The following is a 19137-nucleotide window of genomic DNA, read 5'->3' as shown; positions in this document are numbered from 1 at the left end:
ATTGCCAAATGCGCAGATTCGTGGAATGCTATTCAGATGCGGTGGATGCGCACCGCTGTTTCTTGAGCATGATGAGGTGGGATTGTGACCACAGCCAGCACGGCAAATGCCGCGCCAGCCAGATCAGAACAAGACGTTCTAAGGGCTCAGCAATGGGCGCTCATCGCCTCTTTGTTGCTCAAGGCGCCGGATCGTGGCGCGCTGGATATGCTCGCCGGATTGACCGGGGATGGCACCGCACTGGGCCAAGCCTACAGGGTTCTGGCCGAGACCGCCGCAAGCGCGGATGTGGACGCAGTGTCGCGCGAATATTTTGAAGTTTTCGTAGGGGTTGGGCGCGGTGAGCTGCTGCCTTACGCCTCTTTTTATCTGACCGGGTTCCTGAACGAGCGGCCTCTGGCCGATCTGCGCCGGGATCTGGGGATGATGGGGATCGCGCGTGCCGAGGGCCGCTTTGAGCCCGAAGACCACATTGCGAGTGTTGCCGAAGTCATGGCCGGTCTTGCCGCCGGTGAGTTTGACGCAAGCGTGCTGGGCTGCGGGGCCGCCGGGGAGGCGGGGTTCTTTGCACGGCATCTGGAACCTTGGGCGGCACAATTCTTTGATGATCTGGCGGTCACGCCAAGCGCGCGGTTCTACCGTGCCGTGGCCGAAGTGGGCCGGATTTTTGTCGATATCGAAACACGCGCTTTCGCCCTTGAAGCGAAGGCGCATCGCGCTTCGGGTGCCGGGGCGCGCGGGCTTTAGGAATACCCTCCGCAGGTGCAATGCCCGGAGGACACATGATTATGGGAGGACGACATGGCTGATAGCATGAAGACAGACAAAGGAATCGGACGACGGGGCTTTTTCGGCGCCGTTGCCGCCACCGCCGCGACCGGTGTTGTCGCAGGCGGTGCGACACCGTCTTTTGCCGAGGAAGTCGGCGATGAGCGGACCAAGGCGCGCTATCAAAAGACCGAACATGTCGAGGCCTTCTACCGCACCAACCGTTACTACAAGGGGGCATAAGCCATGCTGGTCAAACGCAGATCAACGGATGCACGCCGCAGCGGGCTTGCCGCCTTCGCACAAAACGTCTCGGCCAAGCCGGTAGACCGACGCAGCTTTCTGAAAACCTCCGGCCTTGCGGTCGGTGGCCTCGCGGCCTTTGGTGCTATCGGCGCCAGCACTGTGCGCAAGGCTGAGGCCGGCAAAACCGATTTCAGCCAGCCGATCGAGGTCAAGACCAATATCTGCACCCACTGCTCGGTGGGCTGCACCGTGAAGGCCGAAGTGCAAAACGGCGTCTGGGTGGGTCAGGAGCCCGCATGGGACAGCCCGATCAACCGCGGCACTCATTGTGCCAAGGGCGCGTCGGTGCGTGAGATCGTGCATGGCGACCGCCGCCTGAAATACCCGATGAAGAAAGAAAACGGTGAGTGGGTCCGTATCTCCTGGGATCAGGCGATTGACGAGATCGGCGACAAGATGCTCGACATTCGCGAGAAGAACGGCGCGGACAGCGCCTATCTTCTCGGTTCGGCCAAGTTCTCGAACGAGGGTGCGTATCTCTTCCGCAAGTTCGCAGCGTTCTGGGGCACGAACAACGTTGATCACCAGGCGCGCATCTGCCACTCCACCACTGTGGCGGGCGTGGCGAACACATGGGGCTACGGCGCCATGACCAACAGCTACAATGACATCCGCAACTCCAAGACCATCATCTTCATGGGCTCGAACGCGGCCGAAGCGCATCCTGTCTCGCTCCAGCACATCCTGACGGGCAAAGAGACCAACCGCGCCAATGTTATCGTGATCGACCCGCGCTTCACGCGCACAGCGGCCCATGCGACCGATTACATCCGCATGCGTCCGGGCACGGATATCGCCATTATCTGGGGTATCATGTGGCACATCTTCGAGAATGGCTGGCAAGATCAGGATTATATCGACCAGCGCGTCTGGGGGATGGATCAGGTCAAGGAAGCGCTCAAGGAATACACGCCCGAGAAAGTGGAGCGGATCACCGGCATCGGTGAGGCAGAGCTGAAGCGCGTGGCACAGACCTTCGCCACGCAAAAGCCCTCGACCTTTATCTGGTGCATGGGCGGCACGCAGCACACGGTCGGCACGGCCAATGTGCGGACCTATTGCAACCTGCTTTTGGCCACAGGCAATGTGGGCTCTGACGGCACGGGCGCGAACATCTTCCGCGGCCACTGCAACGTGCAGGGGGCCACGGATTTCGGCCTCGATATCGGCTCGCTGCCTTGCTATTACGGCCTGTCGGAAGGCGGCTGGAAGCACTGGAGCCGCGTCTGGGACGTAGATTACGACTATTTCGTCTCGCGGTTTGACGACGTGCCGGCCAAGGGCGGGCGCGACGCGCGTGATGCCAGAGCCAACATGTCGATGGCGGGTATCCCGTCGACCCGTTGGTTTGATGCGACAACGCTTGATTCCGACGATGTGGACCAGCGCGACAACATCAAGGCAATGATCGTATTCGGCCATGGTGGTAACACTGTGCCGCGTATGGGCGACAGCCTTAAGGGTATGAATGCGCTTGACCTTCTGGTTGTGGCGGACCCGCACCCGACGACCTTTGCGGCGCTGCATGACCGTCCCGACAACACCTATCTTCTGCCCATCGCGACGCAGTTCGAGTGCTCCGGCAGCCGGACCGCCTCCAACCGTTCCGTGCAATGGGGCGAGAAGGTCGTGGAGCCAATCTTTGAGAGTGACAACGACTATGCGGTGATCTACCGTCTGTCGCAAAAGCTGGGTTTTGGCGACGAGATGTTCAAACCCTACGAGATGGTGCAGGGCAAATTCTCCATGGAGCCGACACCGGAATCCATCCTGCGCGAGATCAATCGCGGCGGCTGGTCTACCGGCTACACGGGTCAAAGCCCCGAGCGGATCAAGGCGCATATGGCCAATCAGGACAAGTTTGACCTGGTCACGCTGCGCGCCCCTGCGGATGCTGAAGGGGTTGGTGGCGATTTCTACGGCCTGCCATGGCCTTGCTGGGGCACGCCGGAGTTCAACCATCCCGGCACGCACATCCTCTACAATCCCAACGTGGCGGTCAAAGACGGGGGCGGGGCGTTCCGTCCGCGCTTTGGTCTTGACCGCGAGGGCGAGACGCTTCTGGCGGAGGGCAGCTTCCCCGTCGGGTCCGAGATCGAGGATGGCTACCCGCAGTTCACCTACGGCATCCTTCAGACCCTTGGCTGGGACAGTGACCTCACAGCGGATGAGCTGGCCGTGATCCAACGTATTGGCGGCAATGACCCCGAAGCGATGGCCGCCGTTAGCTGGTCTCTGGACCTCTCTGGCGGTATTCAGCGGGTTGCGATCGAGCATGGCTGTGTGCCCTTCGGCAACGGCAAGGCCCGCGCGGTTGCGTGGAACCTGCCCGATCCGATCCCGGTGCACCGCGAGCCGATCTATAGCCCGCGCCCCGATCTGGTGGCTGATTATCCGACCCGCGAGGATGGACGCCAGTTCCGCGTCCCCAATGTGGGCTTCTCCATGCAGGCCTCCGCGGTTGAGCGGAACCTGGCGGAGACCTTCCCCATCGTGCTGACCTCCGGGCGGCTCGTGGAATATGAAGGCGGCGGTGAAGAGACCCGCTCCAACCCATGGCTTGCGGAATTGCAGCAAGACATGTTCGTCGAGATCAACCCCGCCGATGCGGATGCACGTGGGATTGTCGATGGCGGCTGGGTCTGGGTCATGGGCCCCGAGAATGAGAGCAAAGCACGGGTGAAAGCCCTCGTGACCGAGCGTGTGGCGACGGGCGTGGCGTTCATGCCCTTCCACTTCGGCGGCTGGTTCCAGGGCGAGGACCAACGGGGCAATTATCCCGAGGGCACCGACCCCATCGTTCTGGGCGAAAGCGTCAACACGGTCACATCTTACGGATATGATCCGGTAACTGGCATGCATGAAGGCAAAGTGACCCTTTGCCAGATTACAGCGGCATAAGGGAGGACAAGAAAATGGCACGTATGAAATTCCTGTGCGACGCGGATCGATGCATCGAGTGCAACGCTTGCGTTACGGCCTGTAAAAACGAGCACGAAGTGCCGTGGGGCATCAACCGGCGCCGTGTGGTCACCATCAATGATGGCCTGCCCGGCGAACGCTCGGTCTCGATGGCCTGCATGCATTGCACCGACGCGCCTTGCGCGGCGGTCTGCCCGGTGGATTGCTTCTACACCACCGATGACGCGGTTGTCCTGCACTCCAAGGACACCTGCATCGGCTGTGGCTATTGCTTCTACGCATGCCCCTTCGGCGCGCCGCAATATCCCAAGGTCGGCAATTTCGGCACGCGCGGCAAGATGGACAAATGCACCTATTGCGCCGGTGGCCCAGAGGCGGACATGACCGAAGCCGAATACGTAAAATACGGCTCCAACCGTCTGGCCGAGGGCAAACTTCCGCTCTGCGCCGAGATGTGTTCGACCAAGTCTCTCCTGGCGGGTGACGGCGATATCATTGCCGAAATCTACAAGGAACGCGTTGTGACGCGGGGCTATGGATCTGGGGCATGGGGCTGGCGGAGCGCTTACGGCGACTCCATCACAGTCTGAGCGGGAAATAGGAAAATGAACATGAAAAATCTCGCACAACGTCTGGCCTCCATCCTCGGTGTGGTCGCGATGCTCAGCGTCGCAGGGCTCACTTTGGCACCAACAGCGCAGGCCCAGCAGATCAACCCGACCGAGCAATCGGTCACGGAAGATGCGCTTTTTGAAGCGTTGCAGGGCGGTGAGAAGATCACTGGCCGCGTCTCTATCCCGGATGAGCTGTCTACCGGGCTGATCAAGCCCGGCAATGCGTCCTGGGCGGATACCCATACCGGCACGGTGCGCTTTTTGACCATCCTCGCGGTGGTTGGCGCTGTTGTGGTTCTGGGGGCGTTCTACCTGATCCGTGGCCGGATCAAGGTCGATGGCGGCTTGTCCGGCATTCGTATCTTGCGTTTCACCTCGATTGAGCGTTTTGCACACTGGCTGATGGCGGGTTCGTTCATCGTTCTGGCGCTGACGGGGCTTAACCTTGTCCTTGGGCGCACGATGATCCTGCCATGGCTGGGCGAGGGGGCGTTCTCCACCATCTCCACATGGGGCAAGATCGCGCATAATTATGTCGGCTGGCCGTTCATGCTGGGTCTGATCCTGTCGTTCCTCGTCTGGGTGTCGCACAACATGCCCAACAAGGTGGACGCCGAATGGATCGCCCAAGGCGGCGGGCTTCTGAAGAAGGGCGTTCACCCGCCTGCCAAGAAGTTCAACGCGGGTCAGAAGGTTATCTTCTGGTCGGTCACGTTGGGTGGCGCTGCGCTGTCGTTTACCGGTGTGATGATGCTCTTCCCGGCGCTGGCTGGCACGCAGGCCGATTGGCAGCTCTATCAGCTGATCCACGGCATTGTTGCGGCGGGCCTCTCGTTCATCATCATCGCGCATATCTATATTGGCTCGGTCGGTATGGAAGGCGCGTTTGATGCGATGGGTTCCGGTGAAGTCGATCTCAACTGGGCCAAGGAGCATCACTCGCTCTGGGTTGATGAGGTCGAAGGCAAGACCGGCAAGGCGGATGGATCTGGCAAAGCGGCCCATCCCGCTGAGTGAATATGGGCGGCGCGCCTCTGGGGGATATTCCTCCCGGCGCGCCGCCTTTCGTTTCTTTGGTGGCCGAGACAACCTCTTGGCACGACAGAAAGACCTGACCCCAATGGCCGATGATCCCATCCTTTTGGCGGCCCGCGCGGCGCTGTCCCGGCTGACCATGCCGGGCGGCGCGCCGTTTCTGGGGGCACCTGAGGTCTCGGGACCGGTCATGGCAAATGGCCGCATCAGCGTGTCTATCCTCACCACGGCTGATGCCGCATCCGCGCTGGCAGATATCCGCACCGAGGCTGAGGCAGCACTCCGCGCCATTCCCGGCGGTGAGGGCGCGCTTGTCATGTTGACCAATGACACGTCCAGCCCGCCAAACCTCAAACCTGTCGCAGCCGGGCCGAAATCCGCAGCGCCCAAACCGCTCGCCGATGTGCGCCATGTTGTGGCCGTGGCGTCGGGCAAGGGCGGGGTTGGTAAGTCCACCACGGCGGTGAACCTCGCGCTTGGTCTTCGCGCCCAAGGCCTGAAGGTGGGTATTCTGGACGCGGATATTCACGGGCCCTCGATCCCCACATTGCTGGCGCTGCACGGGCAACCGCGCATGGGCACGGATCGCCGCCTTCTGCCGATGCAGTCCAACGGGATTTTGGCGATGTCCATGGGCATGATGGTCGATGCGGAGACAGCGATGGTCTGGCGCGGGCCGATGGTCATGTCCGCGATCACGCAGATGATCTCGGATGTGGATTGGGGCGTGCTTGACGTGCTGATCGTGGACATGCCGCCCGGTACGGGCGATGCGCAACTGGCTATCGCCCAAGGCACCACGCTTTCGGGTGCGGTGATTGTCTCCACCCCGCAGGATCTGGCCCTTATTGACGCGCGGCGCGGCATTGCGATGTTTGGCAAGGTTGATGTGCCGATCCTCGGGCTGATCGAGAATATGGCGCATTTCATCTGCACCGAATGCGGCACCAAGCACGCTCTTTTCGGGAGCGGCGGGGCCGAGGCCGAAGCGGACCGCCTCGGCGTGCCCTTCCTCGGCGCCGTGCCGCTGACGATGGATCTGCGCGCGGCCTCCGACAGCGGTCAGCCCATTGTCGCTCGCGACCCGAGCGGCCCGATTGGCCGCCTTTACACAGATATGGCCGCTGCACTCTGGTCCCGGTTAAGTGCCAATGCCTCCAACACCCAACCCAACAAAAAACTCCAAGGAGCCTGAGTGATGAAATCCTTTCTTATTGCATGTGTCGTCGTCGTGGGTATTTCGGTCGGTGCCGCGTTTGTGCTGAACGACAATTTCCAAAGCAACAGCCTTGAGGCCTTCACGACCGAAGGGGCACGCACCACTCCGGGCGCACCGCAGAACCTGATCGAATACTGATCCGGTATGGCGCGACAATCCTGCCTGCGGCTTGCGGCGTTGCTTTGTGCATGGATGCTTGCGGCACCAGTCACGGCACAGGATTTGCAGGGCCATGGTGGCCCTGTGCGGGCGCTGGCTGTGGACGAGACGGGCCGCATCATTTCGGGCTCGTTTGATACGCGGGCTATTGTCTGGGACGGGCCTGTCGCCACCCAAATCACCCGACATCACGAAGGGGCGGTCACGGCCGTCCTGCCACTACCGGATGGCCGCTTTGCGTCCGGTGGACAAGATGGGCGCGTGGCGATCTGGGGCGAGGGGCCCGAACCGCTGCAATCTGAGAAATGGCATCCGCTGCCCGTGGGCGCGATGGCTGTCTGGGGCGGTGGGATTGCTTCCGCTGGATGGGAGGGGCGCATCGCGCTTTGGTCCGGGTCAGGCGCACCACGCATGATCTACGCGCATGACGGGCAGATAACGGGCCTCTTGGCCTTTCGTGGTGGCCTCGCCAGTGTGGGCGCGGATCTTCGGCTGCGCTTTTGGACGGGCGATGGCGCGCCGGGCGGCGAGATTGGCCTGCCTGCACCTGCCTCGGCGCTGGCCGTGGATGGTGATGCGCTCTTGCTCGCCTCGCCCGATGGCGCGTTGCGCGTGGTGACACCGGATGCGGATCTCCGCGAGATCGCTTTGGCCACGCGCCCCCTTTTGTCGGTGGTGGGGCGCGCGGGAATGATCGCCGTGGGGGCCACGACCGGGGAGGTGTGGCTCCTGGATCGCGACACGCTGGAGGTGACGGCGACTCTCAAGACGGGCCAAGGCCCGATCTGGGCGCTGGCCATAACGGGGGGTGAGGTTCTGACGGGCGGCAATGACGGGTTGATCCGGCGCTGGACACTGGCCGGTGAGCCGTTGGGCGAGGGTGGCGGCGCGCCCGATCCCACGCTGACCAATCCGCGTGGGGCCGAGGTCTTTCGCGCCTGTGCCGTGTGCCACACCCTGACCGCGGATGATGGCGCGCGGGCAGGGCCGACCTTGCACGGCATATTCGGGCGCCCCATCGCCACCGCAGAGGGCTATCAGTATTCCGAAGCGCTCAAAGGCCTCGATATTGTGTGGACCGCGCAAACCATCTCGGAGCTTTTCGAATTTGGCCCCGATGCCTACACCCCCGGCAGCCGTATGCCAGAACAGCGCGTACCAAGCGCAGAAGACCGCCGCGCGCTGATCGAATTTCTCAAGGTCGCTGCCCGCTAAGGAAGGCGGATCATTCCCATTCAATCGTGCCCGGAGGCTTCGACGTGATGTCATATGTCACGCGATTGATGCCGCGCACCTCGTTGATGATCCGCGTGGCCGTCTCGCCCAGAAACTCATGGCTGAACGGGTAGTAATCGGCCGTCATGCCGTCGACGGAGGTGACAGCGCGCAGCGCGCAGGCAAAATCATAGGTGCGCCCGTCGCCCATCACACCCACGGTGCGCACGGGCAGGATCGCGACAAAGGCCTGCCAGATGTCATCGTAGAGCCCATGTTTGCGGATCTGGTCGATATAGACCGCGTCCGCCTTGCGCAGGATCTCAAGCTTCTCGCGAGTGATCTCGCCGGGGCAGCGAATGGCGAGGCCGGGGCCGGGGAAAGGGTGCCGCCCGATGAAGCTCTGAGGCAGGCCAAGCTCACGGCCCAAAGCGCGCACCTCGTCCTTGAAAAGCTCGCGCAGCGGCTCAACCAGTTTCAGGCCCATCTTCTCGGGCAGCCCGCCCACATTATGATGCGATTTGATCGTGACCGACGGCCCGCCGGAGAAGGATACCGATTCGATCACATCGGGATAAAGCGTGCCTTGGGCCAGAAATTCCGCGCCCTCGATGGCGTTGGCGTGTTTCTGGAACACATCAATAAAGAGCCGCCCGATGATCTTGCGCTTGGTCTCCGGATCGCTTTGGCCGTCCAACTCGCCAAGGAAAAGCTCCGCCTCATCCGCGTGAATGAGCGGGATGTTGTAGTTATCGCGGAACATGGTGAGGACCTCGTCGGCCTCGCCCTGCCTGAGCAACCCATGATCGACAAACACACAAGTCAGCTGATCACCAATCGCCTCATGGATGAGCACGGCGGCGACCGAGCTGTCGACCCCGCCCGAAAGCCCGCAAATCACCTGTTTGTCGCCCACTTGGTCGCGGATTTTCTGCACCGCTTCCTCGCGGTAAGCGGCCATGGTCCAATCGCCTTTGAAGCCTGCCATGCGCACAAAATTTGCATAAAGCGCCGCGCCATTGGGGGTGTGATGCACCTCCGGGTGGAACTGCACGGCATAAAACCCACGTGCCACATCGCCTGTGATCGCGAACGGCGCGCCCGGCGAGGTCGCATAGACCTCAAACCCTGGCGCAATCGCGTTGACATGGTCGCCGTGGCTCATCCAGACCTGCTCGCGCTCCCCCTCGAACCAGCCATTCAGCATCTCAATCCGCTCGGGGCCGGGCACGACATAGGCGCGGCCAAACTCGGCAGTGCCGTCGCCGCGCTCGACGTTGCCGCCCAGCATATGCATCATCACCTGCTGGCCATAACAAATGCCAAGCACAGGCACGCCCATCTCGAACACGCGCGCGGGCGGTCGCGGAGAGCCTGCGTCCAGCACGCTGGCGGGGCCACCCGACAAGATCACGGCGCGCGGCGCGAACTCCGCGAGAAACGCTTCGGTTACATTCTGGTAGGGGTGGATTTCGCAATAGACGTTCAGCTCCCGCAGGCGGCGCGCGATCAGCTGCGTTACCTGGCTACCAAAGTCTATGATGAGAAGGCGGTCATGGGATATCTCTGTCATGCGGCCTGATTAGGTGGGTCCTGCGGCGGTTGCAAGTTTACTTATTGGCAGGGCTGGCCCTGCCTTGCGGTTTTGCGCCCCTAGAGTGAGCAACCCGCGCGCGGCTCTGCTGCTCAAAATGGGGCGAACGGGCGTAGCATGGGTGGAGGCGCTCCCGGTATGAGACACCCATTCCGGCAGCAGGCTCTCGGCGGCCACGCCATTGGCAAAGATGATCTGGTGACGCTCAAACAGCAGGTGGTGATAGTCGATCTTGCGGCACCCGTTCATGATCCGCACCCCGCCGCCTGCATATCTTGCAAGGTGAATGGCGCGGATCAACACATCCTCCCGAGCCATCCAGATCGCATGTTGCCGCGAGACGATCAGCGCGCGCTTGTTGTTACATACGCCGGGCGCGATGCGAATGGGGCGCAGGCCGGGCTTTGCGGCCAGATCGGCGGCGCTGCAGGTTGTGTGGGTCGCATCCACCAGCGGTTGCGGGCCATGGTCTGCCATGAGCACCAGATCGCCGGGTCGCAAGCACTCAATCGCCCTCTCGCCGCCTGGCACGGCGATCATCGTTCCGGCGGCAAAGCACGGTACGGGCGTGTCCGTGCAAAGGGCGCGATCATGGATTTGCACCCGTGAGATTGTGCCGTCGAAAAACCCACGGGGATTATCAGCCGTGCCGGGGATCGATTGGGCTTGCGACTCACCGATGATAATCGGGTGATCCCCACCGGCAAGCTCTCGGGGCGTGGATGATCTTGCAATAGTTGTCCCGTTAAGGACAAGTGTACTCCCCTGCGGCCCCCATGAGTATCCGAGGTTCATGGGTTGGCCCAATATGATCTGCCCTCCGGCCAAATTGGTTTCACCATTCTCCGACTGATGCCTGACGCCGACAGTCCCGTCAGAGCGGATGAAAATGGTCATGTGATCGCCGCCCAGTGTCTTTGTCCCATCCACGGAAAAGAGGGTTTGCGCAGCATTGCTGCCCCACGGAGTGTTGCTCTGTGAGGCCGTGTCTTGGGTAAACTCGATGATCACGGTGCCTTCGGAAAAGGCAAAACTGTCATCCGCCGCGATCACCGCGTAATAGCCACTCCCGTCGAACGTGGCATTGCCATTGCCATCAAGTCGCGCATCGCCCTGCATAGTGCCGTTATGCGCGCCGTCGCCGCTATCGGTCACGGCGGTTGAGCCATTACGGCCCGTAAACTCATAATCTGCAACGCGTGCCATGGCACATCTTCTCTAGCTTCGTCAAAACGTTGGTTCACAGGCTAGCGGGCATGGGTAAACGCCACGTCAATGTGCGCAGAAATGCGTGGATGTCGCTGGAGCGCCTCAAACGGCGCAAATCTTCAATGGTGCGCCCCGCGAGTGCGATAAAACTGCGTCATCCGCGGCCGATTGGGGCACGCGCCAACTCCGAGGGTATCATCATGGCCGAAACAATCGCACCGCGCCGCGCCAGAGGGGGCGGAGGTGCTGCCCGCCGTGCCGAGCGCACCGCCGTCAGCGTCGAGACCGCCAAATATATCGAGCGCAACATCCCCAATTTCGAGGTGCTGACCGAAGAGGCGCTTGAGATCATCGAGGCCAACGCCGAGATCGTGCTCGAAGAGATTGGCGTGAATTTCGTGAACAACCCCGCCGCTCTTGAGCGGTGGCGTCAGGCAGGCGCTGAGATAGATGGCGAACGGGTGCGCATCCCCAAGGGCCTTGCCCGGCAGCTGTGCAAAACCGCGCCCTCCAGCTATATCCAACACGCCCGCAACCCTGAGCGCAATGTCGAGATTGGCGGCAAGACGCTCGTTTGTGCGCCCGTCTACGGGCCGCCCTTCGTGCGCGATATGGAAGGTGGGCGACGCTATGCCACGATGGAGGATTTCCGCAAATTCGTGAAGCTGGGCTATATGTCCAAATGGCTGCACCATTCGGGCGGCACGGTCTGCGAGCCGACAGACGTGGCTGTGAACAAGCGCCATCTTGATATGCTGCACGCCCATATGACCCTCTCGGACAAGCCCTTCATGGGATCGGTCACCGAGCCAAGCCGCGCACAGGATAGCGTCGAGATGTGCGATATCCTTTTCGGCAAGGAGTTTGTGCAAAACAACGCGGTGATGACTTCGCTCATCAACATTAACTCGCCGCTCACCTTTGATGATGTGATGATGGGCGCGCTTGAGGTCTATGCCGAGGCGGGTCAGGCTTGCATCATCTCGCCCTTTATCGTGGGCGGGGCCATGGCGCCCGTATCGGTCACCGGGACATTGACCCAAGTGCTGGCCGAGGTTCTGGCGGGCGTGGCCTATAGCCAGCTCATTCGCCCCGGCGCGCCTGTGATTTTCGGCGCGTTTGTGACCTCGATTGACATGAACTCCGGTGCCCCCACCTTTGGCACACCCGAGGCCAGCCATATCCTCTACGGCGCGGGGCAGCTTGCCCGCCGGATGGGGCTTCCCTATCGCTCGGGTGGCGGGCTTTGCGGATCGAAACTCCCCGATGCGCAGGCGGCGTATGAGACGGCTCACACCCATAACGCGGTGCTCTTGGGGGGCGTGAACTTCATGCTCCATTCCTGCGGCTGGCTTGAAGGTGGCCTTGTCTCCAGCTTCGAGAAATTTGTGATGGATGCGGATCAGCTGGGCGTATTGCATCATCTGGCGCGCGGCATCAGCCATGATGAAAACGCACAGGCGATGGAGGCCATTCGCGAGGTTGGCCCCGGTGGGCATTACCTTGGGTGCGAGCATACGCAGGCGAATTTCAAATCTGCCTTCTGGCGCTCAGACCTGCTCGATTACAAACCCTTCGAGACATGGGAGGACGAGGGCGCGCGCGACACGATGACCCTTGCCAACCGGCGGATGCACCGGATGCTGGACACCTACCAGCAACCGGCGCTTGACCCGGCCATCGCCGAGGCGCTGGAGGCCTATATCGCCAACAAAAAGGCCTCCATGCCCGACGCTTTCGTTTGAAGGGTGCGCTCAGGCGGCGAGGGCCGCGCGCAGGATGCGCGCCTCGCCCATCATCGCGATGAGCACATTCACATGGCGTGATACCGAGTATCCCGCCCCTTTGATGCGGCGCTGGTCTTCCAGCGCCGCCTCCATATCTACCAGTCGTGACAGGGCCTGTGTGCTGCGCGGCAATGCCCCATAGCCAAAATGCCCCCGTAAACACATGTCGCGATTGTAATGCGACGCCCCAATCCGCGCGGCGCGGATCAATAGGCGTGGGCGGCGCAGGCCGTTCAAACTGTTCAATGTCTCTTGCATATTTGTCTCCTGTTTTCTGAGTGCATGACTTCAAGCACAGCTCAGGAGGGTGTTGCGCAAAGCAGGGATGCAGCGCGCGGCACCTTCTCCAATTGTTTACGTTTTGGAAACAAAGATTGACAACACGGAAACAATTAACGAACCGGTAACGTGTTCACTCATAGGTTGTGTCGGCGCGTGTATAAATCTGTGGATAACGCGTTGGATTACGTAGCGTTGGGGCGCAGATCCGTCGATGGGAAGAAAGAGGATGGCGGATGGGCAATCAAGGTCGCCATAACATGGACGCGCTGAGCGTTCCGGCCTGGGTTCCTGATGCGGCCCGGCTCTATCTGATGCACACCGAGCGTGGCTCCTCAATTCGTGAGCTTGCCCGCCAATCGGGCACTCATGCCTCGACAGTGCTGCGCCGTATCCGCACCTTTGAGGAACGCCGCGACGATACTCTTGTCGATGAGGCCTTGCGTAATCTTGCCACGTCCCGCGCGGCGAAGCTGAACATACCTGCCGGTTCTCCATCCAAGGAGAACACCATGACCACAACTGTACCCGAGACCGATATCGCACATGTCACCGAGGCCCGGCTAAAAGCCGATGGGCAGCGCATTCTGCGCCGGTTATGCGAGACGGGGGCGGTTCTGGCCGTTGCCGCGCAGATGGACAAGGCCGTTGTGGTGCGTGACGGCGCGGCAGCCGAGCCTACGCGCACCGCGGTGGTGGACCGCGCTGTGGCCGAGGCGATGGCCCTCAAGGGTTGGATCACCTGCGATGCACCGGGCCGCATTTCACGCTACCGGATCACCAAGGCGGGGCGCAGCGCCCTGTCGCGTATGCTGGCCGAGGCGGAGAACCGTGCTTCCGGCTTTGCCGAGGCGCAGACCGGGTTTGACGGACCCGAGACATGGCAGGATGCGGATGATGCGAGCCCTGAGACGGGCCGCCAGATGCGCTATGGCATGGCCGACTCGCCCCTTATCGCGCTGGCTCGCCGCAAGGGCCGCGATGGCACGCGCTTTATCACCGATGATCTGGTGCGCGCGGGTGAACGTCTGCGCGAAGACTTTGAGCTGTCGCATATGGGCCCGCGCGTCACCCAAGACTGGGACCGTTTTCTGACCACCTCAGACCGCAGCGCGCCCAAATCGCGCGCACCCGCCCGCGGGGCCGAAGCGGCGCGCCAACGCGTCGAAGGCGCACTCGCCGATCTGGGCCCGGGTTTGGGCGACATCGCCTTGCGCTGCTGTTGTCATCTGGAGGGGCTGGAGCGCGCGGAACAACGCATGGGCTGGTCCGCGCGCTCCGGCAAAATCGTGCTGCGCATAGCGCTCCAACGGCTCAAGCGACATTATATGGAGCTGGGTGAAGCAGGCGGCATGATGGGCTGAGCCCCGTCTTCTTCTTAAAGCGTTTCGCCTCAATTGAGTGCCTCAAGTTTAAGGCGAAACGCTTTAGTCCAAATACTCAAATGAAAAGCGCCCCGGATATCTTCCGGGGCGCTCTCGTTTTAGCGGCGGATGGCTTAGTGCAGATCGAAACGGTCCGCGTCCATCACCTGTACCCAGGCCTTGATGAAATCGCCCACAAAGCGCGCCTCGCCGTCATCTTGGCCATAAACCTCCGAGATTGCCCGCAATTGCGAGTGCGAGCCAAACACCAGATCGGCCCGCGTGCCGGTCCAGCGCAGATCGCCCGAGGTCACGTCACGTGCCTCAAAGAGATCCTCGTTTGGCGATACGGAGGTCCATGCCACATCCATGCTCAGAAGGTTGGTGAAGAAATCATTGCTCAGCGTGCCGACACGTTTCGTCAAAACACCATGCGTGGACCCGGCAGTATTCGCGCCCAGAACCCGAAGGCCACCGACCAGAGCGGTCATCTGTGGCGCTGTCAGCCCCAGAAGCTGCGCACGGTCCACCATCAGCTTTTCCGCAGGGACGGAAAACGCGGTCTGCACATAGTTGCGGAACCCATCCGCGACAGGCTCCAGAACCGCGAAGCTTTCGACATCCGTATCCTCGGCGCGCGCGTCCATCCGGCCGGGGGTGAAGGGCACATTAACAGGATGGCCCGCCGCCTTCGCCGCGGCCTCAACCGCCGCCGTGCCGCCCAGAACGATCAGATCGGCGAGCGAGACTTTTTTGCCGCCGCTCTGCGCGCCATTGAACGTGGCTTGAACACCCTCAAGTGCGGCCAAAACCTTGGCCAGCTGCTTGGGGTCATTCGCTTCCCAGTTCTTTTGTGGCGCGAGACGGATGCGCGCACCATTGGCACCGCCCCGGTTGTCCGACCCACGGAATGTCGACGCCGACGCCCATGCCGTCGCCACAAGCTCGGATACGCTGAGGCCCGTTGCCATGATATCGGATTTGAGCTGCGCAATATCCTTGGCATCCACCAAAGGATGATCCACGGCGGGAATAGGATCCTGCCAGATCAGATCCTCGGCGGGCACATCCTTGCCTAGATAGCGCGCCTTCGGCCCCATATCGCGGTGGCAGAGCTTGAACCAAGCGCGGCTGAACGCATCGGCGAACAGGGCAGGGTCCGCGTGGAACCGCCGCGAGATCGCCTCATAGGCTGGATCAAACCGCATTGCCAGATCGGCGGTGGTCATCATCGGCGGGTGTGTGACGTTCGGGTCATGCGCGTCCTGCACCATGTGCTCGGGCTTGCAATCCTTGGGCGTCCATTGCTGCGCGCCCGCCGGGCTCTTGGTCAACTCCCAGTCGTAGCCGAAGAGCACGTCGAAATAGCCCATATCCCATGTGGTGGGCTTTGGCTTCCATGCGCCCTCAATGCCGCTGGTGATGGCATGCAGGCCCTTGCCCGATTCCCATGAGTTCTTCCAGCCAAGGCCCATCGCCTCGATCGCGCCGCCCTCAGGCTCCACGCCCACATGGGCCGCGTCGCCCGCGCCATGCGCCTTGCCGAATGTGTGGCCGCCCGCGACCAAAGCCACGGTTTCTTCGTCATTCACACCCATCCGCGTGAACGTCTCACGGATATCATGGCCCGACAGGGCGGGGTCCGGGTTTCCGTCCGGCCCCTCGGGGTTCACATAGATCAGGCCCATCTGCACAGCGGCCAACGGGTTTTCCAGATCACGCTCGCCGGTATAACGGCTGCCGGGAGTGTCTGACGTGGCCAGCCACTCGCTCTCGGTGCCCCAATAGATGTCTTCCTCGGGCTCATAGATGTCGGCACGACCGCCGCCAAAGCCAAAGACCGGCCCGCCCATATCCTCAATCGCGCAATTGCCCGCGAGGATCATGAGGTCCGCCCAGCTCAGCGCATTGCCGTATTTCTGCTTGATCGGCCACAGGAGGCGGCGCGCCTTGTCGAGATTGCCATTATCCGGCCAGGAGTTCAGCGGCGCGAACCGCTGATTGCCCGTGCCCGCGCCGCCGCGCCCATCGCCGGTGCGGTAGGTGCCGGCACTGTGCCATGCCATGCGGATGAAGAGAGGCCCGTAATGGCCATAATCGGCGGGCCACCAGTCTTGGCTGTCTTTCATAAGCGCAAAGATATCGGCCTTCACCGCATCCAGATCGAGGGATTTGAACGCCACGGCGTAATCGAAGTCCTCTCCCATTGGATCGACCTTGGAAGAATGTTGCGACAGAACCTTTAAGTTCAGCTGCTCCGGCCACCAGTCACGGTTGTTTTGTTGGCGCTTGCCGGTGAATGGGCATTTGATGTTGCCGTCCATCTTTTCCTCCTCAGGGTGTTTTTGGGTATATATGTTGGCGGTATCATAAAGGCGCAACCACGCCTTTGGAACCGTTCTAAGACACACTATCCGCCTCTAGCGCGATAAAATCCAATTGCAGTTTCTTTGTAATGCAATAACCTTGGATTATGAACATCACTCTGCGACAACTCCGCTATTTCCGCGCCCTTGCGGCCCAACGCCATTTTGGCCGCGCCGCCGCGACGGTGAATATCTCACAACCTGCACTTTCGGTGCAAATCCGCGAGATGGAGGCGCAGCTTGGGCAGGCATTAGTGGAACGGCGCAGCCGTGATGTGATTCTCACCCCCTTTGGCCGCCTCATCCTTGACCATGCAGAACGGATCGACGCCGAGATGCGCAGCCTTGAGGAAACTGCCCGCTGGCAAGGTGGGCGCGCGGGCCGTCTGCGCCTCGGGATCATTCCCACGATTGCGCCCTATATCCTGCCCGGCACGCTGGAGGCGCTGCGCAGTTTTGACATCAACATGGATGTGCATGTGCAGGAGGGCAAAACCGACCGCTTGGTCGCGGGTCTTGCCGAGGGTAGCCTTGATGCGGCGGTGATGGCGCTGCCGGTGGAGGATGAGGGGCTGCGCGCTGTGCCGCTTTTTGAAGACCGGTTTTTGCTCGCGGGCAGCACGGCCCGGCTGGCCGCATTGGGCGCGAGCGTTGAGGCGTTGCGCCCGGATGGGCTGGGCGGGGCGCAGCTTTTGCTTTTGGAGGATGGGCATTGTCTAACCGATCAGGCGCTTGATCTGTGCGGTCGGGGCAGGGGGCACGCGCAGATTGATATGGGCGCCTCGTCTCTTGCGACACTCACGCGTTTGGTCGCTGCGGGATTTGGCCTGACCTTGATGCCGGAGCTTGCCGCGCGCACGGAGACCCGCGGTGCGCCGGATATGCAGCTTGCGCGGTTTGCAAGCCCGGAGCCAAGCCGCCAAATTGTGCTCGTGCGCCGGGCCGCCACGCCGGAGGCCGGGTGGTTCACGGATCTGGGGCGTGTTTTGGCCCGTGTCGGGGGCGCTTTGGTAGGCGAGATGCGGAACGGTGATGCGTTCAGGCAACGCGACACCGATAAATCGCGACCCGCCGCCGGGTAGGGCGGCGGGCCGGACACTGACACTCATCGCCCAGAGGGCAACACAACTGAGCGGCCGAAACCGCCCGGGCGGGAGCACTCATAACGCAACGCAAGACCACATAGCAGACTTGCAACACTGGCACTTTTCCCCGCCTATGCTTATCGTTACAAAGAGTTACCAAACCATTCGCGGGGAATAATTCGTGCGAGACCTCAAGATCCCAGAGCAGCGCCACCCTGAAAAGGCGCGCCGTCCGGACAATGCTCAACCCAAGAAACCCGCCTGGATTCGCGTCAAAGCGCCCGGTGGTAAAGGCTATGAAGATACCAGCCGGATCATGCGTGAAAACAAGCTGGTCACGGTGTGCGAAGAGGCGGGCTGCCCCAATGTGGGCGAATGCTGGAGCCAAGGTCACGCCACCATGATGATTATGGGCGATGTTTGCACGCGGGCCTGTTCGTTTTGCAACATCGCGACAGGCAAGCCACCCGAGGGGCTTGATGCGTTTGAGCCGGGCCGCGTTGCTGATGCTGTGCAGAAACTGGGGCTGAACCATGTGGTAGTCACCTCGGTGGACCGCGACGATATCAAAGATGGTGGCGCGGATCACTTCGCCCAGACCATCCGCGCCATCCGCCACCGTAGCCCGAAGACCACGATCGAGATTCTGACGCCGGATTTCCTGCATTGCGATCCGGCTGTGGTCGAGACGGTCGTGGCCGCACGCCCCGATGTGTTCAACCACAACCTTGAGACGGTGCCGGGCCTCTATCCCGAGGTCCGTCCGGGCGCGCGCTATTTCCATTCCTTGCGTCTTTTGCAGCGCGTGAAGGAAATCGACCCGATGATGTTCACCAAATCCGGTATCATGGTTGGCCTTGGCGAGGATCGCCAAGCGGTGCATCAGGTGATGGACGACATGCGCGCGGCGGGGATCGATTTTCTAACCATCGGGCAATACCTGCAACCCACGCCCAAGCATCATGCGCTTGATCGCTTCGTCACTCCTGAGGAATTCGCAGCCTATGAGAAGGCAGCTTATGGCAAAGGCTTCTTGATGGTGTCTGCCACGCCGCTCACACGGTCGTCTTATCATGCGGGCGATGATTTTGCCCGCCTGCGGACCGCGCGGCAGGCCAAGCTTGGCTGAGCCACCCGCTGGCGTATTCTACAAACACCACAGCAAAAAACCCGCCAAGCTTAGCTTCGCGGGTTTTTTTGTGGATTAGCTCAACA

16 protein-coding genes are annotated in these 19137 nt (G+C 61.6%); 12 read left to right on the top strand and 4 right to left on the bottom strand.

Going from position 1 to position 19137, the window contains the following annotated elements:
* Positions 1 to 84 precede the first annotated feature (84 nt).
* The 8 genes from KUD11_RS12355 (at position 85) to KUD11_RS12320 (ending at position 8238) form a co-directional block, all read left to right on the top strand.
* Positions 85 to 747 (top strand): TorD/DmsD family molecular chaperone, encoded by a 663-nt coding sequence (locus KUD11_RS12355; RefSeq protein ID WP_109384399.1) that lies wholly within the window; start codon positions 85 to 87, stop codon positions 745 to 747.
* Positions 748 to 801: 54 nt separating this feature from the next.
* Positions 802 to 1011, top strand: a complete 210-nt coding sequence (locus KUD11_RS12350; RefSeq protein WP_109384400.1) for a hypothetical protein — start codon at positions 802 to 804, stop codon at positions 1009 to 1011.
* Positions 1012 to 1014: 3 nt separating this feature from the next.
* Positions 1015 to 3975, top strand: a complete 2961-nt coding sequence (locus tag KUD11_RS12345; protein WP_109384401.1) for a molybdopterin-dependent oxidoreductase — start codon at positions 1015 to 1017, stop codon at positions 3973 to 3975.
* Between the two features lie 14 nt (positions 3976 to 3989).
* Positions 3990 to 4586, top strand: a complete 597-nt coding sequence (fdh3B, locus tag KUD11_RS12340; protein ID WP_109384402.1) for a formate dehydrogenase FDH3 subunit beta — start codon at positions 3990 to 3992, stop codon at positions 4584 to 4586.
* 21 nt (positions 4587 to 4607) lie between these two features.
* Positions 4608 to 5627, top strand: a complete 1020-nt coding sequence (locus KUD11_RS12335) for a formate dehydrogenase subunit gamma (protein ID WP_224380227.1) — start codon at positions 4608 to 4610, stop codon at positions 5625 to 5627.
* 103 nt (positions 5628 to 5730) lie between these two features.
* Positions 5731 to 6840 carry an Mrp/NBP35 family ATP-binding protein gene (locus tag KUD11_RS12330; RefSeq protein ID WP_109387849.1) on the top strand — a complete coding sequence of 370 codons (1110 nt, stop codon included), beginning with the start codon at positions 5731 to 5733 and terminating at the stop codon, positions 6838 to 6840.
* Positions 6841 to 6843: 3 nt separating this feature from the next.
* A complete protein-coding gene (locus KUD11_RS12325) occupies positions 6844 to 7002 on the top strand; it encodes a hypothetical protein (RefSeq protein WP_181375248.1) in 159 nt (52 codons plus the stop codon).
* Between the two features lie 54 nt (positions 7003 to 7056).
* Entirely contained in the window at positions 7057 to 8238 is a 1182-nt protein-coding gene (locus KUD11_RS12320) for a c-type cytochrome (protein ID WP_181375249.1), read from the top strand.
* Positions 8239 to 8248: 10 nt separating this feature from the next.
* Here KUD11_RS12320 and guaA read toward each other — a convergent pair whose 3' ends face one another.
* Both guaA and KUD11_RS12310 read right to left on the bottom strand, forming a co-directional pair.
* Positions 8249 to 9811 carry a glutamine-hydrolyzing GMP synthase gene (guaA, locus tag KUD11_RS12315; protein ID WP_109384405.1) on the bottom strand — a complete coding sequence of 521 codons (1563 nt, stop codon included), beginning with the start codon at positions 9809 to 9811 and terminating at the stop codon, positions 8249 to 8251.
* A gap of 9 nt (positions 9812 to 9820) precedes the next feature.
* Complete coding sequence (locus KUD11_RS12310; protein ID WP_109384406.1) at positions 9821 to 11038, bottom strand: Hint domain-containing protein; 1218 nt, start codon at positions 11036 to 11038, stop codon at positions 9821 to 9823.
* Positions 11039 to 11241: 203 nt separating this feature from the next.
* Between KUD11_RS12310 and KUD11_RS12305 the strand changes: the two genes are divergently transcribed.
* Positions 11242 to 12786, top strand: coding sequence for a trimethylamine methyltransferase family protein (locus tag KUD11_RS12305; protein ID WP_109387851.1), 1545 nt, complete (start codon positions 11242 to 11244; stop codon positions 12784 to 12786).
* A gap of 9 nt (positions 12787 to 12795) precedes the next feature.
* On the opposite strand, the gene KUD11_RS12300 is transcribed toward KUD11_RS12305, so the two are convergent.
* A complete protein-coding gene (locus tag KUD11_RS12300) occupies positions 12796 to 13086 on the bottom strand; it encodes a DUF6477 family protein (RefSeq protein WP_109384407.1) in 291 nt (96 codons plus the stop codon).
* A gap of 281 nt (positions 13087 to 13367) precedes the next feature.
* Between KUD11_RS12300 and KUD11_RS12295 the strand changes: the two genes are divergently transcribed.
* The gene (locus KUD11_RS12295) at positions 13368 to 14471 is read left to right on the top strand and encodes a DUF6456 domain-containing protein (RefSeq protein ID WP_224380226.1); all 1104 of its coding nucleotides are present in this window, start codon (positions 13368 to 13370) and stop codon (positions 14469 to 14471) included.
* Between the two features lie 134 nt (positions 14472 to 14605).
* Here KUD11_RS12295 and katG read toward each other — a convergent pair whose 3' ends face one another.
* A complete protein-coding gene (katG, locus tag KUD11_RS12290) occupies positions 14606 to 16795 on the bottom strand; it encodes a catalase/peroxidase HPI (RefSeq protein WP_109387853.1) in 2190 nt (729 codons plus the stop codon).
* Between the two features lie 149 nt (positions 16796 to 16944).
* On the opposite strand from katG, the gene KUD11_RS12285 reads away from it, so the two are divergent.
* A complete protein-coding gene (locus KUD11_RS12285; protein ID WP_109384409.1) occupies positions 16945 to 17919 on the top strand; it encodes a LysR substrate-binding domain-containing protein in 975 nt (324 codons plus the stop codon).
* 184 nt (positions 17920 to 18103) lie between these two features.
* A complete protein-coding gene (lipA, locus tag KUD11_RS12280; RefSeq protein ID WP_109384410.1) occupies positions 18104 to 19051 on the top strand; it encodes a lipoyl synthase in 948 nt (315 codons plus the stop codon).
* Positions 19052 to 19137: the final 86 nt, after the last annotated feature.

This window comes from Roseovarius carneus (assembly GCF_020141465.1).
GTDB lineage: Bacteria > Pseudomonadota > Alphaproteobacteria > Rhodobacterales > Rhodobacteraceae > Roseovarius > Roseovarius carneus.
The sequence above is the reverse complement of the archived record's forward strand: the minus strand, read 5'-3'. Positions and strand labels throughout refer to the sequence as shown.